This window comes from Bremerella sp. JC817 (assembly GCF_040718835.1).
Classification (GTDB): domain Bacteria; phylum Planctomycetota; class Planctomycetia; order Pirellulales; family Pirellulaceae; genus Bremerella.
The window spans coordinates 379,554-396,267 of the sequence record NZ_JBFEFG010000268.1; the positions used below are offsets into that span (position 1 = coordinate 379,554).

Annotated in this window: 11 protein-coding genes; 6 read left to right on the forward strand and 5 right to left on the reverse strand. The window is 56.9% G+C overall.

Going from position 1 to position 16,714, the window contains the following annotated elements:
- Window positions 1-134: 134 nt before the first annotated feature.
- Together AB1L30_RS12950 and AB1L30_RS12955 are read left to right on the forward strand one after the other, a co-directional pair.
- Window positions 135-1,106: a DUF1559 domain-containing protein gene (locus tag AB1L30_RS12950; protein ID WP_367013839.1), complete on the forward strand. Its 972-nt coding sequence runs from the start codon at window positions 135-137 to the stop codon at window positions 1,104-1,106.
- Window positions 1,107-1,241: 135 nt separating this feature from the next.
- Entirely contained in the window at window positions 1,242-3,770 is a 2,529-nt protein-coding gene (locus AB1L30_RS12955) for an FAD-dependent oxidoreductase (RefSeq protein ID WP_367013841.1), read from the forward strand.
- Here the strand turns inward: AB1L30_RS12955 and AB1L30_RS12960 are convergent.
- From AB1L30_RS12960 to AB1L30_RS12975, 4 genes are all read right to left on the reverse strand, one after another.
- Window positions 3,751-5,157 (reverse strand): DUF1501 domain-containing protein, encoded by a 1,407-nt coding sequence (locus tag AB1L30_RS12960; RefSeq protein ID WP_367014099.1) that lies wholly within the window; start codon window positions 5,155-5,157, stop codon window positions 3,751-3,753. The two genes, AB1L30_RS12955 and AB1L30_RS12960, sit on opposite strands and share 20 nt — an antisense overlap.
- A gap of 134 nt (window positions 5,158-5,291) precedes the next feature.
- Entirely contained in the window at window positions 5,292-8,630 is a 3,339-nt protein-coding gene (locus AB1L30_RS12965) for a DUF1553 domain-containing protein (RefSeq protein ID WP_367013843.1), read from the reverse strand.
- 171 nt (window positions 8,631-8,801) lie between these two features.
- Window positions 8,802-9,689, reverse strand: coding sequence for a hypothetical protein (locus AB1L30_RS12970; protein ID WP_367013844.1), 888 nt, complete (start codon window positions 9,687-9,689; stop codon window positions 8,802-8,804).
- 12 nt (window positions 9,690-9,701) lie between these two features.
- Complete coding sequence (locus tag AB1L30_RS12975; protein WP_367013845.1) at window positions 9,702-11,099, reverse strand: glutamate decarboxylase; 1,398 nt, start codon at window positions 11,097-11,099, stop codon at window positions 9,702-9,704.
- Window positions 11,100-11,756: 657 nt separating this feature from the next.
- Between AB1L30_RS12975 and AB1L30_RS12980 the strand changes: the two genes are divergently transcribed.
- The 4 genes from AB1L30_RS12980 (at window position 11,757) to AB1L30_RS12995 (ending at window position 15,650) form a co-directional block, all read left to right on the forward strand.
- On the forward strand, window positions 11,757-12,776 hold the full coding sequence (locus tag AB1L30_RS12980; RefSeq protein WP_367013846.1) for a DUF1559 domain-containing protein: 1,020 nt from the start codon (window positions 11,757-11,759) through the stop codon (window positions 12,774-12,776).
- Window positions 12,777-12,877: 101 nt separating this feature from the next.
- Complete coding sequence (locus AB1L30_RS12985) at window positions 12,878-13,357, forward strand: hypothetical protein (RefSeq protein WP_367013847.1); 480 nt, start codon at window positions 12,878-12,880, stop codon at window positions 13,355-13,357.
- An 85-nt stretch (window positions 13,358-13,442) separates the two neighbouring features.
- Complete coding sequence (locus AB1L30_RS12990) at window positions 13,443-14,423, forward strand: hypothetical protein (RefSeq protein WP_367013848.1); 981 nt, start codon at window positions 13,443-13,445, stop codon at window positions 14,421-14,423.
- An 18-nt stretch (window positions 14,424-14,441) separates the two neighbouring features.
- A complete protein-coding gene (locus AB1L30_RS12995) occupies window positions 14,442-15,650 on the forward strand; it encodes a hypothetical protein (RefSeq protein ID WP_367013849.1) in 1,209 nt (402 codons plus the stop codon).
- On the opposite strand, the gene phnE is transcribed toward AB1L30_RS12995, so the two are convergent.
- Window positions 15,647-16,699, reverse strand: coding sequence for a phosphonate ABC transporter, permease protein PhnE (gene phnE, locus AB1L30_RS13000; protein WP_367013850.1), 1,053 nt, complete (start codon window positions 16,697-16,699; stop codon window positions 15,647-15,649). The two genes, AB1L30_RS12995 and phnE, sit on opposite strands and share 4 nt — an antisense overlap.
- Window positions 16,700-16,714: the final 15 nt, after the last annotated feature.

Sequence of the window (16,714 nt, forward strand, 5' to 3'; positions counted from 1 at the left end):
CATAGGTGGCTAATTCTCTTGCCACCCACAACAAATGTGGATTCATGCATCATCGAATCTCACTAATCGACTAACTCCCCACCCTAATCGCCCCCCAATTCGAATAAATCCCCGTCATTCTACAGGAAGCCCCTATGCCTGCCCGCTCACTTCGCGCCCTCGCGCGGAAGTCTGGCTTTACGCTTGTCGAACTCCTGGTGGTGATCGCCATCATTGGCGTGTTGATCGCCTTGCTCCTTCCCGCCGTTCAACAGGCTCGTGAAGCGGCCCGCCGAATCACCTGTTCCAACAACATGAAACAGATCGGTCTGGCACTGCACAACTATCACGACACCTTCAAAGTGTTTCCGCCTGGATATGTCGATTCCAATCCGGCATTCAATTCGGCAATCGATAGCGTGTCGAACCGGAACGGCCTTGCCTGGTCGGCATTGATTCTGCCATTCATCGAGCAGAACGCATTGCACGATCAAATCGGAACGCAGACCAATGGATTCGGTTATCACTGGCAAGATAAGAACAACGACGACACCATGAACGACCCGATCGATGCCGCCACGGTCGGGCTCGAGGCGTATAGCTGCCCATCCGATACGATGCCGCTGCTCAACAGTCGTCGTGGCAACTTCGGCAAGTCGAACTACAAAGCCAACGCAGGCAACAATGCGGCCCGCGACGGGAAGGGTGTGATGTTCGAGGCGTCGAAGCTTGGCATCCGCGACGTGACCGATGGAACCTCGAATACCATGATGGTCGGCGAAGCCTGTGCCACGCCTGACTCCGGCACACTGAACTGTGGTGGTTCGGTCTGTAACTTCTCTGGCGGGCTTTGGATTGGTGCCCGTATTGGACCAAGCACGCAGACTTGGCATACGGGTGTCTACACGTACGACGTGCTTTGCTTCGGCGGTTCCGGTGCCAACATGCTGATTAATCGCTCTGGCGCGAACTGGGGTGCCGACTGGATCAGTAGCAGCACGCACCCAGGCGGAATCATGTCGGTACAATGCGATGGAGCCGTCCGCTTCATTCCCGAAACCATCGACCTGACAATCTATCGACGCCTCCGTGACCGTCGCGACGGCGAAGTACTCGGCCAGTTCTAAGCCATTACGCTTCACGCAAACAGATGGCCCCCGCGGCAAGCCCTCGGAGTGCCCACTTCAACGCAGGAACACCCAGCCGTGTTCCTGCGTCGTCTTTTGCCCTCGTCGCTCCTCTCTCTTCTCTGGAGTCCTACCATGGCTGGTTCTTCCATGAAATTGACTCGCCGCAGCGTGTTGCTTCTGCTTCTGTTGGTTTGCTTTGTTCCGATTCGAGCCGAAGCTGAGACGATTGAGGCCGACCTGCTTGTTGTTGGAGGAACCGAGTCGGGCTGTGCAGCCGCCGTGCAAGCGGCCCGGATGGGCGTCAAGCGTGTCGTGCTCGTGAATGACATCGAATGGTTGGGCGGACAATTCAGCGCGGAAGCGCTTGGGGCCATCGACGAAAACCGGGGCCATGGCTACGACGGAACCGTCCCCATCCCTCGCAGCGGAATCTTTCGCGACGTAATCGATGCGATCGAAGCGAAGAACGCGGGGCTATACGGCGGCGTTCAGCGGCCAGGCAATACGCGCGTCATCACCACCAGCCGCCCAGTGGTTTCCCAGCAGGTCTTTCGCGAGCTGTTAGCTCCTTACGAAAACTCTGGCCAGATTCAACGATTCTCCAACTACCAGGTTTCTTCTGTATTGAAGGAAGACAGCCGAGTGAAGGGGGTTCGGTTCAAATCGACTGCGAATGACTCGCCCTTGACCGTCCGCGCGGCGATCACCATCGATGCTTCGGACTGGGGCGACGTGATTAGGCTTTCGGGGGCTGGCTGGGATGTCGGCCTGGATGCTCGTCATGAATATGATGAGCCAAGTGCCCCGGAATCAGGCGAGCCCCGCACTGACATCAACCCGATCACCTGGTGCATGATCCTGGAAGAACAATCGAGTGAAACACGGATTGAACGGCCAGACGGCTACGACCCGCGATACTTCACCGGTAAATGGGGCTGGATCGATGAGAAGTTCGCCTACACATCGCGTCGCCTTGTCGACAGTAAAGGATTTGGCAAGATCGAAGGGCCAGATCTGTTGTTGATCAACACGCCGCCGATCGACTATCCGCTCGATGTCTTCCCGGCTGATGTGGCTGCGGCACTCGAAAAGACAGAGCAGGGGGCATCACAAAAGTCGATCGTCGAGATGACTCCCCAGCAGCGGGCAATTGTCTTTGCCGACGCCAAGAATCATTCGCTCAAGTTTCTGTACTACTTACAGGATCGCTTTCCTAAGTTTCGTAAGATGGCCCTGAGCGATGAATTCGGAACGGCCGACAACTTGCCTCCCAAACCTTACATCCGCGAAAGCCTTCGCTTAGATGCTTTGCATGTGCTGCGCGAGCAAGAGGTCCTCGGGTTTCAGAACCGTTCGCACTACGCAACGGCGATGTTTCCAGATGCGGTTTTCTCGTGGCAGTTTGAACTCGACTTCCACCCAACGCACCGTTCATGGCTTACCGATCAGCTGGAGGCTGGACCATGGGAGGCCGATTTTCGCGGCAACCGAAGATTCGGGCGTGGCGGAACCGGTCGGGCAGTCTTCCCGCTGCGTAGCTTCGTCCCAAAGGGTATCGACGGGCTGCTCGGTGGGCAAAAGAACCTGGGCTACACCAGCATTGTCAGTTCTTCCTGTCGCCTGCACGATCAATCCATTCATGCTGGCCAGGCCAGCGGAGCCATCGCGGCGGTTTGCCTTCGCCATGAAGAGCAGCCTTCTGCCATCTGGGATCAGCGAGAGCGACTGGCCGAAATTTGGAATGGCCTCCTCGCCTCGGACCAGGGTGCCCCTCTCGCAATCTGGCCCTTCGCGGATGTCGATCCACTTGAGCCAGCGTTCGCCGCGATCCAGCAACTCGCCTTGCGACGACTCCTCCCGGTGGGACCCGCGAGTACCTACTTCGATGCCGACTCGCCAGCCACATCGGAATGGACAGAACAGATTCTTCTCAATGCCAAGGAACAAGGCTACGACCTTACCCCGCTTACTGCAGATCGCTTGACCGGAGGCCGACGCGACGTGGCAGTTGCGATTTGGAGGGTTCTTCAGCAGCAACCAACGCCCCCTTGGAAACGTCAATCGAAACAAGATGCCGACTTGGATGGGCTGGTAGACGCGGAAGATGCGTTGCCTTTCACGGTCGGAACCGTTTCGTGGAGGAATGATCCTCGATTCGATGGCCTTGTTGACGAGACGATCCTCCAGCTTCCGGATTCGCAAGCGTTCGACTTTACGGGGAAGAGTTCTTCGCCACACGCCGGATATCTGCCAGACATTGGCGAGAAGTTTGAGGCTGCTCGCGGCTATGGTTGGCAGGCAAACCTCACGAAAAATACGCGGCAGCGTGAAGACCAGCAGCGATCGCCGCGAAGCACGTTTGTGTTCACGCGATCGGTCGATACGTGGGAGCTTGTTCTGGCGAAGGGTCGTTACCGAGTGATCGGCTGCCTGGGCGATGCCGGGCACGAACAAGCAGGACAGAACCTTTCCGTGGAAGGGGACATTGTCGCTGATCATATCGATACGGACGCAGGTTCGTTCTACGAGTTTGAAACGACCGTCGATGTCAACGATGGCCGATTGACGCTGGTCTTAGGGAAGCCAATGTCCAAGACGAACACATGCATCAATTGGCTCGTGATCATTCCGGCCGATGAGGCTACGACAGGATCTCGTTGATAACGTGACCGTGCACATCGGTCAGGCGGCGTTCCAAGCCGTTGTAGTAATACGTCAATCGCTCGTGGTTCAGTCCGAGCAGGTGCAAGATGGTTGCATGGAAATCGTGCACGTCGATCACGTTTTCGGCTGCCTTGTAACCAAATTCGTCGGTCGCACCGAAGGTATATGGGGCTTTTACCCCGGCCCCGGCCAGCCAACAGGTAAAGCCTTCTGGATTGTGATCCCGTCCGCTGGCACCTTTCTGGAACGTCGGCATCCGGCCGAACTCCGTGCACCAAACGACGAGGGTGTCTTCCAGAAGCCCGCGACGTTTCATGTCTTTCAGAAGCGCGGCGGTGGGCTGATCGAGCACCGGACCATGGACGCTGTATTGTTTCTCCAACGCTTTATGGCCGTCCCAGTTACTGACCCCTTCGCCTCCGGTCTGATAGGCCCCGTTGAACAGCTGCACAAATCGAACGCCTTGCTCGACCAGGCGACGGGCGAGAATACAATTGCGAGCATACGCCGCCTTCAAATGGTTCTCGGCATCGTCGGCGCCATACATTCGTAGCGTCTCGGCGCTTTCCGTCGACAGATCACTTACTTCCGGCACCGCCATCTGCATGCGAGCGGCCAATTCGTAGCTGGCGATCCGCGCGGCGAGGTCGTTGTCGCCAGGGAAGCGTTCCAGATGCCGAGCGTTTAAGGCATTCAGAAACTCTCGCGTTGCTTTGTCTTTCTCCGGGTCAACTGCCTCAGGCCGTTTCAAGTTGCGGATCGGATTGTTGGCGTTGAAGTCGGTTCCCTGGAAAGCAGCCGGAAGGAAGCCAGGTCCCCAGTTGTTGACCGACGCCTGAGGCGTTCCTCGCGGATCGGGAATCGCGACGTAGGCAGGCAGATTCTGATTGGAACTCCCTAAGGCATACGTTGCCCATGCTCCCATGCTGGGGAATCCATCAAGCGTGAAGCCCGTCGACATGAAGTTCTCGCCGGGTCCATGCGTGTTGGTCTTCCCGGTGACCGAATGCAAGAAGCAGATATCGTCCGCCAGTTCCCCCAGGTGCGGCACCAGGTCCGAGATCATTTTCCCACTTTGGCCGCGCGGGCGGAACTTCCAGGGGCTTTTCGTCAGGTTCCCTTGCTGTCCTTGGAACGTCACCAGTTTATCGGCACCAGGCATCGGCTGGCCATGGCGGCGGATTAGCTCCGGTTTGTAATCGAAGGTATCGACATGGCTACATGCGCCAGAGCAAAAGATGACGATCACATTCTTTGCCGCGGCTGGCAAATGGGGGCTTCGCGGGGCGAATGGTTGCCCAGGGTCGATTTCCGGGCGGATGGGAGACAGCCCACCCACCGACCGCGCGCCTTCCGCCAACAATTGCTCTTCGGCCAGTAGCATCGAGAAAGCAATACTACCCAGTCCGGTGGCCGTCTGACCCAGAAACCGACGACGGTCCAGCAGGTGCATGCCAGGCGTCGGCTGAGCGTTGATCGGTTGCTGATGGCGACTAGCCATGACGTGTTGCCTGTTTGCTAGGGAATGAAGAGGAACTCGTTACTATTGAGCAGCGCCCGACAAAAAGCCGCGAGCCCTTCTTGCTTGATGAACTGCCGACTAAACGCCGCTTCTTCTGCCGATGGCGACCGGGAATAGCACAACTCGAACGCGAGGCGAACCTGACCGTCGGTCGTATTTGCTTCGGATTGCAGGCGTTGGCTGAACAGGTCGGCTTGTTGCAATAGGAAGGCGCTATTGAAAAGGTTTAGTGCTTGCAGCGGTGTCGTCGAACGGGAACGTTTCGCGACGGACGTCGCCGCGTCGGGGCAATCGAGCAGGCCGAAGATCGCATCTTTCTCCATGCGGACTTTCGTCATATAGACCATACGCCTCCAGTCCTCTGGGCCAAACTGTTTCTTCGGGTGATAGTGACGCACGTTCTCGGCTTCAACCTCGAAGGCGCTGAAGCCCGGTCCTCCCATCGAATTATCGAGCACCCCGGTCACCGCCAAGATCGAATCGCGAATCGGTTCGGCTTCCATCCGGTGGGGTGGATAGCGCCAAAGAAGTCGCGTGGCGCCGTCGACTCGCAAACCTGCTTCGTCGGGCTGGCTTGCCTGCTGATAGGTTGCCGACTGCAGAATTAGCCGATGGATATGCTTCAGCGACCAACCATGGTCCATCAATTCCGCGGCCAGCCAATCGAGGAGCTCTGGATGTGATGCTTCAACGCCTGCCGCGCCAAAGTCGCTCGGGGTATCGACAAGACCAGTACCGAAATGGAATTGCCAGATCCGATTTACGATGACACGTGCAGTCAATGGGTTTTCGCGGGAAGCAATCCACTCTGCCAGTTTCTGGCGGCGAACTGTCTCGGGGCTGTCTGCGGCCAGCGCCAGATTCGCGAAGATCTCTGGGGCGTTCGGCAATACTTCCTCGCGTTTCTCCAGCGGCTCGCCTCGGTAAAGGCGATGCGTTGGGCCTGGCTGCTCGTAACGGCCAGCATAGGCTTCCCGTCGAGTGGTGGCCTGTTTTAATTCTTCCCTTGCCGCCAATAGCCTGGCGACCGCGGCCTTGGCAGCTTCCGACTTCTCGGAAGGCAGACTCTCGAAGTGATAACTGGGAATCAATTCGGGACTGGGAAGCGCCACGGGCAATCGATCGGATGAGTCGGCGATTATTTTCCATGTCCCCCCATCTACTGACGCTTCAATGCGATAATGGATGGCCAGCCGATCGTTGAATTGCCCTTCGCGATCGCGGGCCCATTCGATTCGGTCGATCGTCGTCGCTTGTGGCAGATCGATCTGAACCCATCCAGTGCGGCGGGTATCGGCGATCCAACTCCGGCGATTCGAGAACTGCCCATCGTTGATGTGCTTCAACTGATGAATTTCATAGCCGGGCAAAGTTCCTGACGCTGTCGCCACCGCGCCTTCGCTCGCCAATGCAACATTGCGATCGCCGGAGAAGATTGCCAGTTCATCGATACAAGGTTGCATCCCACCGATGGTGTCTTCAATCACGAAGCGTACCGAACGCGTTTCGATCGGGTGAAGATGTTCGACATTGCCAATCGCCCGAACAGGTTCGCGGAAGAATGGCTTGGGAGGGGTCGGCCCTGCGGAATCGCGGATGTGTTCCAATACCAACACGTCTGCGGTTAAAGCGGTACCGGTCATCCCGCCGACGAGAAGAATCTGATCGTCCTTGTCGAGGGTGACCAGGCCTGCGTCGAAGAATCCGCTCCACATCGGTTCGCTCTTGAGCTGTAAATCGCCGTTGGCAAACTGTTGCTGGTTGACGATCGCGACGACTTCCCAATCTTCCTTTGTCGCCGGATTGCCATCACGGTCGATAACGTATCGGGCGTCCTGGCAATGCGTGGTGTATCCGCAGCCCCACGAAAGCCAAAGGCGAAATTGTCCCTTGGTAGCGGGCGCCCACGAGATGACCGGGACGCCTGGTTGATGCTTCCACCAGGAATACTTGCCTCCGCTCACATTCAGCGAACGTAACTCGTCCCCAAGGTCACTGGCCCGACCACGCTCAGTGCCGGGAAGGTTCGTTCCGTTGCCGACGGCGTTGACCAGGTGCTTCACCTTTTCGCCAGCGATTTCGGGATTGTCGTCCAGCATGACGAAACGACTGGTCGGTCGCTGCGGAAGGAGATGTTCCAGTTCGCCTTCCAGCTGGACGATCTCGGCACGAAGCTGCTCGGCAAGCTTTTGCTGTTCGGCAGTGAAGGGGAGGGGAGTGTCAGCATGGCGAACCCCAGAGAAGATCGCCTGCATCGAGTAGTAATCGGTCTGCAGAATCGGATCGAACTTGTGATTATGGCACCGGGCACATCCCATCGTCAGTCCGAGGAAGGCGGTCCCGGCGGTGTTAACGATGTCGTCCAGTTCGTTCTGGCGCTGCATCAAGGTGAGATTGATGTCAGGACTTTTGACTTGATCGTAAGGTCCTGCCACCAGGAAGCCGAGGCCGACGGGGCTTCCGAAACTGTCGCCCGCAATCTGTTCACGAATGAATTGATCGTACGGTTTATCGGCATTCAACGAATCGATTACGTAATCGCGATATCGCCAGGCGTTAGGGCGTTCGCGATTCGTTTCAAAACCGTGCGTTTCGGCGAAGCGGACCAGATCGAGCCAATGCGATGCCCACCGCTCGCCAAAGTGCGGACTGGCGAGCATCGTTTCAATCCACTTCTCCGTGGCGGCAGAATCTTCGCTGTCGGCGTAGGCAGCCACTTCTTCAGGTGTTGGAGGCAAGCCAAGCACATCGAGAGAGAATCGCCGAGCGAGCGTTCTGCGATCGGCTCGTTCGCTCGGATTGAGCCCGTTTGCCTCGAGCTTTGCCAGGATGAAGCGATCGATCGGAGTTGTGCCCCAGTCACTTTCCACCTCGGGGACACTCGGACGCTTGACCGGTTGAAAAGCCCAGTGGTCTGTCGTCCGTTTCTCGATTTCCATCGAGCCTGCCGGACCCGGCCAGGAGGCACCTTGATCGATCCAGGCTCGTAGCAACCCGATTTGTTCCGAGGAAAGCGCATCCTCTTCTTCCGGCGGCATTCGCAAGTCCGCCTCAAGCCCTGCCACGAGGCGAATCAGATGGCTCTCGGCGCTCTTGCCAGGCACGATTCCTGGTTCGCCTGAGTCACCACCACGAATGACCGCAGCCTTTCGATCTAGCCTCAGATTGCCTTCCTGTGTGAACTCACCATGGCAGTCGTGGCACTTCGCCCGCAGAATCGGCGCGATGTCGGACTCGAATTGAATCGTCTTCTTCGCGGCGGGAGGTAACTCGGCGGCGAACGCATGTGGAACGCATACGAGGAGGGCGCCGATAATCAGGCAGGAACGAACCATGATGTGGCCTTGAGTGTTCGTTGTTGGGCAGGAAACGAGACGCTGGCGGACGCATCATCTCGCGATGACGCCCCTTCGCCAGACATGCCATCAGGCAACCACAGGTGGGATTCCTAAGAATAGCATTGACGCTGGTCTCGAATCAACTGAAATCGTTGCACCAGCCGATGCTCAGAGCGATGAAGTTTCCCCTGGAACCGCTTCGGGCAACATCAGAACGGAGCCCCAGAAAAAGCAAATTGCACCGATCAGCGTGAAGCAGACCGACGCGGTTTCTTGCCACGGTCCTGAATCTCCGGGCAGCACAATGGCGAGCACTGCCGAGATCAGAAAGCCGATGCAGCCCAACAGGTTTACGAAGACCACCCACCACGAGAGATCTTCTATCTCCCACTTCCAATAGGCGTGGGCGGCTTCGATAAAGGCGAGGTAGCCCGAGGCCATGAACAAGATCGATCCCAGGATATTAGGAACCCAGATCAGAACATCTTGTTGCTGCCAACCGAGCGAAGGCATCATGCCGTCAAACGTGTTCACGTTAAAGAGCACCGTCCCGATGAACTGGAGAAAGCAACTCAGCCAACCAAGGTCGCCAGGCTTCCAACCGATCCACGTAGTCCGCTGCGGCGTCGACGGTTGATCGCCTGGAATTGGATCAGCATTCGCGGCTTGAAACAGTTGAAGATATGCCGCGGTCGTAAACGGAATCGAACCCAGGAAAAAGATCAGTCCAGCCTCGCTCTTGGCCAGACCGATGGCTTGCGTCCATTCCGGCCACAAGCTCACGCTACTTCCCAAGGCAAACAAACTGGCACCCAAGGCGAAGATTATGCCGATCCACCAATTCAATTCGCCAGGCATCCATGCTGCTTTAATTAACGTTCGCAGCAAGGAATGCGAATGCTGTGTTTCGGGATGGGCAAGTCGTTTCCGATGATGCCGCGAACGCCACCGGCGCACCCGTCCCAGTCGATCGTGAAACAATCGAAAGGTGATGAACGGGTGCGGTCCGCGCTGCTCGACGCAGTGCAGTTGATTGGCTTCGTCCGAAGAAGTCATGCTCGGCAGTGATTAGTGATGAAAGCCCGAGGCTTCCTCTTCCGTGAGAGGGGCCTGGATCGGATGCTGCTTGAAGTAGTCGAGTGCCTCGCGCATGTCTTTCAGCAGCAGGCTTGCCAGATCGCGGCTGACCCCGTGCCGAACCAGAATTCGCTGAATCGCCAGGTCGTCGCGATTAGGCGGCAGCGAGTAGGCAGGGACCTGCCATCCGCGCGTCCGCAATCGATCGGCCAGATCGTAGAGCGTGAAGCCAGGTTTGGCGTCGTCCTTCAGCTTCCAACATAAGGCCGGAATGCCTTCGTGCATCTTTCCGTCGTAGATTACCTCGAACAGGCCCATCTTCTCGATCTCAGTCGCCAGGAACTGCGCCGTCTCGTAGCAGGCCGTGTGGATCTTGCGATAGCCTTCCTTGCCCAGTCGCAGGAAGTTGTAGTACTGACAAACAATCTGTCCGCCAGGACGCGAAAAGTTCAAGGCGATGTCACGCATGTTGCCTCCCAGGTAATTCACCCAGAAGACCAGCTCTTCCGGCAAATCGGCTTCCTCACGCCAGATCACCCAGCCAGCACCCAGCGGAGCTAAACCGAACTTGTGGCCGGAACTGTTGATCGATTTCACGCGCGGCAGACGGAAGTCCCAGACGACGTCTGGGGCACAGAACGGCGCCAGAAAGCCACCGCTGGCCGCATCGACGTGAATCGGAATATCCCAGCCCTTGTCTTCCTGCAGTTTATCGAGTGCGGCGGCGAGTTCCTCTACCGGTTCATACTGACAAGTGAACGTGACACCCAGCGTCGGTACGACACCGATCGTGTTTTCGTCGCAATATTTGACCGCTTCTTCCGCCGTCAAAATCAGACGGTCACCTTCCATAGGGATCTCGCGGTGTTCGATATCCCAATAGCGAGTGAACTTGTGCCAGCATACCTGAACCGGACCGGTCACCAGGTTCGGCTTATCGATTGGCTTGCCAGCGGCCTTTTGCTTGGCTTCCCAGCGACGTTTCATCGCCATGCCACCCAGCATTGCGGCTTCGCTGGAACCGGTCGTCGAACAGCCAACCGCGGAGGCCTCGACCGGCGAGTTCCAAAGATCGGCCAGCATGTGGACACAGCGCGATTCAATCTCTGCGGTCTGAGGATATTCGTCCTTGTCGACCATGTTCTTGTCCAGGCACTCTTCCATGAGCTTGTGAATCTCAGGCTCGAGCCAGGTCTGGCAAAAAGTCGCCAGGTTTTGCCGCGAGTTGCCATCGAGCATCAACTCGTCATGCACGACCGAATAGACGTGACGTGGATCGCGCTCGGCATGCGGGAACTTGTACTTCGGCATGCGCGACGAAAGATCGCTCGATGCGTAGATATCGTCGTCGACGAGTTCACGGAGTTTCTTCTTCGCGTGCAATGCCATTGCTTCTACCTCGTAGTCAGTAAGGAAAAACGCGCCGAAGCTTCGGTCACGCCGGGTTGAGTTGGAGCGCGTTTGCTGGATGCAGAATAGCGAAACTTGGAATGACGACAAAACTTGATGCCAAAACTCGTGTCATTTCGATCGCGATCCAACCCAACTCCGCCAAACCCTAGCCTACTGTTTCGGCTAGACCCGGCCTGAAGAACGAATCATCTCTGATTTACCCGCATCTCTGGTCGACGGCGCGTCATCCGCGCAATCGGTATCAACCGCCTTGCTGCGGCAGGCAGGACTCGCTGTGGGCTTTTCTGCCGTCCCAAAGTGGCCCACAACGGCACTCTGACCGCCCAGAATCAAAACTGGATATCCTATTCACCTGAAAACTTCACGAATCATGAACCGGATTGTTTGGCAACATCTTTGATTCGTCGGCAAACAGGTGTTTTTGCCACTGGATTAACGTTTCGTGAATAGATCGCGTGGTTGCCGACTTTTCAATGGACATCTGACCGCAGGCGGATAAATTATCCACCAACGGCATTCGACGTGGGTTGGTGCATTTCATTCTGCCTCGAATTGGATCATCTATCCGCTCGGTGCCGCTACCGTCCTCATTCGCGTATTTGTTTGGAAGAGTCAGAAGACATGGAGTTCCCGATGAAAGTATCCAAGTCCGGCAATCTCGCAGTACCTCGTCGACGCAGTGCGTTCACGCTCGTCGAGCTTCTCGTTGTCATCGCGATCATTGGCGTACTGATCGCATTGCTGCTTCCAGCAGTGCAGCAAGCCCGAGAGGCGGCTCGACGTATGGATTGTGCCAATCGCATGAAGCAATTGCAGCTGGCGATCCACAACTACCACGACACCTTCCTGTCGTTTCCGTCCGGGGTGATCAACAACCGAGGCGACAACCCCAATGGGGCGCACGGAAGTGGAACGCCGGCGATTGGCGGGTCGTGGAGCTTGTTGATTCTTTCGCATATCGAACAAAGCGCGCTGCACGATCAATTCATGGTCATCGCCCAGTCGGAAGTCGAAGTAGCCGACTGGCTCGGTAACGGCCGCTACACCAGCCAAGGCATGAACGTGGGATCCGAGCAGTTGGATGCGATGCTTTGCCCATCCCATCCGACCACATCCGAAAAGCTTGCCAATGGCACCGGACTGGAAGATTTGGCGCGTGGAAACTACGTCGCCTGTTACGGCAAGGCGGGCTATGGGGCGGTGCATACGAACAATGGTGACGAAGGAGGCGTGTTCGGAAACAACTCTGGCTTCAGCATGCGAGATGTCACCGATGGCACCGCCAACACGATCTCGTTGAGCGAACTTCAGTTCCGCCTCCCCAGCGGCACCGGTCCTTCGTACCAGGACTCGCGTGGCGTCTGGGCTTACGGTGCGATGGGCGCGGCCTGTTTCAGCACAAAGACCGGACCCAACAGCACCACGCCAGATGGTGTGTGGGGTTGCCGCAACTTCCCGGAAGAAGGCATGCCCTGCACGCAGATCGGCAGCCCCTATACCGAGATGTACTCGGCGGCTCGTGGCTATCACCCAGGGGGCGTAATGGGAGCCATGACCGACGGTTCGGTCCGCTTCTTCAGCGAAACGGTTGACCTGGCCATCTGGCAGGCTCTTGGTTCTCGCGGCGGCCGTGAAGTGGTCGAACTGCCGTAACGTCGACGCACCCTCTCGGCGGACGTCCCTTGCGCGAAGGTGTCCGCCGGGATTGATTGTGATCTGTAATATCTGGAACTCCAACCTGCCGTGAATTCACCATGTCTTTTCGCTTTCCCATTGCTTTCTCCCTGTTGCTACTGCTTCTGACGATCGGATGTCAAGGAAGCAGCCAACCGACCGCCTACCCAACGACCGGTCTGATCACCTTCGAGGGTGAACCGATGAAAGGGGGCGGGGCGATTTCATTCATCCCCATCGGGCCTCAAACGGGCAAGCCAGCAGGCGGGCTGGTCAATGAAGATGGAACGTTCACGATGACGACTTACCGCCAAGGGGACGGTTCGGTTGCCGGCAAGTTTCGTGTCATCATCATGCAGACGACAACCTCCGAACCAACGATGGTCGCCAGCGACGACGGCGGTGAACCGGTGATGTCTTCCGGTCCGATCGAAACGGTGAGCAAGTCGCAGCGGATTCCGTTGATTTATGCCGACTCTGCCAAATCGCCGATCACGGTCGAGGTCACACCACAAGGGAACAACCAGCTGACAATCGACCTGACGCGCAAGCCCAATTAGGATTCTGCCCCTGGTGAATCACCCGGCAAAAATCTGGAACCGACCTGCGACTGGAACTGAAACCGCCGCAGAATCAGCATCTTCGTTGGCTCGAACCGGCTGGCTGTTCGGACCGTGGATCGATCTGCTTTTGGTCTCGAACTGCTTTTGGCCCTTGCTTGTATTTTTGCAGCACGACATCGATTTTACGGGCCGTGCTGCGGTTCAGTTCTGGCAGATCTACTTCATCACCACGCCCCATCGCTGGAGTACGCTGGCAGTGGTGTTGATGGATCGCCAGTTGCTGCGTAACCGACGCCGGTTTTTGATCGGATTCACTCTACTGGTGATTGGAATCGTCGTAGGAGTTCGCCTTGGAACTGGCGGCCTGACTTGCCTGTTGGCGATTGACTACCTTTGGAATGCGTGGCACTTCGCAGCACAGCATCATGGCATCTATCGGATTTACGGCCGTCTCGCTTCGCGCCGCACGACGCTGCCGATCGTCGTGGAAAAGTGGTTGCTTCGCGCTTTCCTGTTGTACGTGATCCTCCGCGTCGCCCAGGTCTCGATTCGGCCCTCGCTCGCTTTGGATCTGCTGAACTGGATGGATTGGTTCATGCCACTTCTGCCAGCAATCGTTCTGGGCAACGCGCTACTATCGTTTCGCCGTGCAGGCCTGGGTGGATTGATTTACCTGGTCAGCGTCGTCGGTCTTTTCCTGGCACTGCTTACCAGTGTGCACGTTGGTAATCCGGCGCTGGTGCTTTGCCTGACGACCGCGTCGGCATGGTTTCATGCGAGCGAATATTTGACCGTCATCGGCTGGCGACTGAAGCGGCAGGCTCAAACAAGCGGCCCTGATACCAATTCCGACATTGTTCGCTGGCTGCTATCGCGGTGGGCGGTCTCGCTGCTGGTCTTCATGCTGATACTCGGTTCGGTGGGGTGGATGGCGGAGCACAACTTCCTGGAACTGTGGCTGCTGATCAACGTGATCGCTGCCTTTCTTCACTATGGCTTCGATGGTGTCATGTGGAAACGAAGCAGTCCCTCAATCAGCACGACGCCCGTTGGGTTGGAGTAACTCAAGATGGCCGATCAGATGTCACACCGCCTATTGAAAGTGCTCCCTCAGGCAATCGGCATCCTGGTCATTCTGACCTGGCTTGGATCGCTTACCCGAATACCGGCCCCCCAAGCCATTCTGCTGCCATTTGCCTGGACCGACGTCGCCGTGGTGATGGTTGTCGCCGGCTTGCCACTTTCCTGGACGATCCGAAATCAATTTCATCGCCGGTTCGATAATCCCACGCATGCCATCTGGGGAGAACTACTCCTGGGTATCGTTTTGCTGACCGGATTTCATCTTTTGTTCTGGAATCAGGTCGACCAGTACGCCCCGGTAACGCTGCTTTCGCAAAGCATGGGACTCTCGCGAATGCTGGGTGCTTTGTCCGCAGCGCTCGGGCTAACCCTTTTAGGAGCAACCTGGTTTTCCGCTCCCGTGTCTCCATCGAATACCACAAGGTGGCTTGTTTCGTCCCTATTGTTTCTGGTGGTTCCTTGGACCTATCAACAGGCTCGGTGCAACGCGGAACTCGATTCCGCCATGGATAAACTTTCGCAGACTCGCCTCGTCGAAGCCAACGATCGACTGCGTCGCTGTCTGGTACTGGAACCAAACCTTCAGCACAACGGCATATCCGTACGAAAGATGGTTGAGCAGCTAACCCTTCAAATCGCCGAAATCCAACAACAAGCCGCGACGCCCCTGGCAGCCGATGCCCCCATCGAACGCGTCGTACCTTTTGCGATTCAACTGGCAATCTTGGGGCGAGGGGAAGAGGCAACACGCCTGCTCAACATGCACGAGAATGCTCCCGGCTTTGCGGCCCATGGTGGCCATCAGGTCCTGGGGACACTTTACCAGGACCGTCGCGAGTGGCGATTATCGCTCGATCACTTCCGACTGGCCGAAAAGTATTGGGCAGACCAAGCGTCATCGCCATCGACATCCGCGGCCCTGGCTTCCTCGATTCAAGGAACCGCCTTTGCTCTTCGCAAACTTGGCCGGGTCTACGAGGCCGAAAAGGCGTATCAGCGGTTGCTCGACTTGAATCCATCCGCCGAGACCCATTTTCTGCTGGCTCAGTTTTACGAAGACATTCAGCACAGCACCCTGGCGGCACACCATGCCCGTCGCTCCATTGAGCTTCACCCTCAGCAGTTCAAATCTTCCGGCGAGGCATTGATTCACAAGATGCAGACGAGTCACTTTCGCTGCTTCCAACTCTTCCCGAGCGGATCTTAATCCTGAATCAGCTTCTTTCGCATCGACTGCGTTAACAGTTCCAATACGACCACCGTGAAGAAAATCGCCAGCAGAACGGTCGTTGCGTGCCCATATTGAAAGTTGCTCCACTTTCCCATCAGTTCGACACCGATACCGCCAGCTCCCACGATACCCAGTACTGTCGCCGTGCGAACGTTCCGTTCCAGGATGTACTGGATATAGGCCAGGTATTGGGGAAATACCTGTGGCAGCAGAGCGTGTAGAAACACGCCGATCCTTCCCACGCCACTGCTGGCGAGTGCTTGGGCCGGGGCAGGATCGGTGTTGTCCATATCGTCCGCGAAGAACTTTCCCAGGAAGCCGGCCGAATGAAGCCCTAAGGCCAATACCCCAGCCGCCGGTCCAAACCCAAACAGCAGCACGAAGAACATCGCACTCACCAATTCAGGAATTGCGCGACTCAAACTGCATAACGTTCGTGCCGCGTAAACGATTGGTGCCGCAATGCTGATCCGGCGCGACCCTAGCAGACTCAACGGCACCCCAAGCAAAAGAGCGAGAATCGTTCCCCATAGGGCAATCTCCAGCGTTTCCAGCATCAACCAGCCAACGCGAACGAGGTAACCGACGTGTTCTACCAGGACTTGCTCTTCGATTGTCTCTTCTCGTTCAATCACCTGACCGTCGACGAATTCGACCGACATCTTTGTCGTCTGCTTCGATTCGAGGTGACTAAACCACGGCAGTTGGTCAGGGTTGAAGTTCTCGATTCGGCTAACCTCTTGCTGCCGCGAGATCACCGGAGGCCAACCCTGCTGAGCAAATCGCTGCGCCGCTTCGAGAACCTGGCTTGATTCTCCGTGACCTAACATCGCCCAGAAGGCGTTGGTTGACTCCTGACGTACGTGCTCTAATCCTACGCGACGAAAAGACATCGCTGCGACCGCTACGAGCGCCACCACGCAAAGTAATTTGGGAATCACGATTGGCTGGCGAATCGGCCACCCGCTTTGACGCAAATCGGCGACATCTGCCGAATGATCGCGATCTTGCTTCGCTGCATCCATGGCATGTTCCTGATC

What these genes read in the sequence shown, in the direction of transcription:
- AB1L30_RS12975 (WP_367013845.1), bottom strand. Translation starts at nt 11,099, where the DNA reads ATGGCATTGCACGCGAAGAAGAAACTCCGTGAACTCGTCGACGACGAT.
- AB1L30_RS12960 (WP_367014099.1), bottom strand. Translation starts at nt 5,157, where the DNA reads ATGCTACTGGCCGAAGAGCAATTGTTGGCGGAAGGCGCGCGGTCGGTG.
- AB1L30_RS12970 (WP_367013844.1), bottom strand. Translation starts at nt 9,689, where the DNA reads ATGACTTCTTCGGACGAAGCCAATCAACTGCACTGCGTCGAGCAGCGC.
- AB1L30_RS12950 (WP_367013839.1), top strand. Translation starts at nt 135, where the DNA reads ATGCCTGCCCGCTCACTTCGCGCCCTCGCGCGGAAGTCTGGCTTTACG.
- AB1L30_RS12965 (WP_367013843.1), bottom strand. Translation starts at nt 8,630, where the DNA reads ATGGTTCGTTCCTGCCTGATTATCGGCGCCCTCCTCGTATGCGTTCCA.
- phnE (WP_367013850.1), bottom strand. Translation starts at nt 16,699, where the DNA reads ATGGATGCAGCGAAGCAAGATCGCGATCATTCGGCAGATGTCGCCGAT.
- AB1L30_RS12980 (WP_367013846.1), top strand. Translation starts at nt 11,757, where the DNA reads ATGAAAGTATCCAAGTCCGGCAATCTCGCAGTACCTCGTCGACGCAGT.
- AB1L30_RS12955 (WP_367013841.1), top strand. Translation starts at nt 1,242, where the DNA reads ATGGCTGGTTCTTCCATGAAATTGACTCGCCGCAGCGTGTTGCTTCTG.
- AB1L30_RS12995 (WP_367013849.1), top strand. Translation starts at nt 14,442, where the DNA reads ATGTCACACCGCCTATTGAAAGTGCTCCCTCAGGCAATCGGCATCCTG.
- AB1L30_RS12985 (WP_367013847.1), top strand. Translation starts at nt 12,878, where the DNA reads ATGTCTTTTCGCTTTCCCATTGCTTTCTCCCTGTTGCTACTGCTTCTG.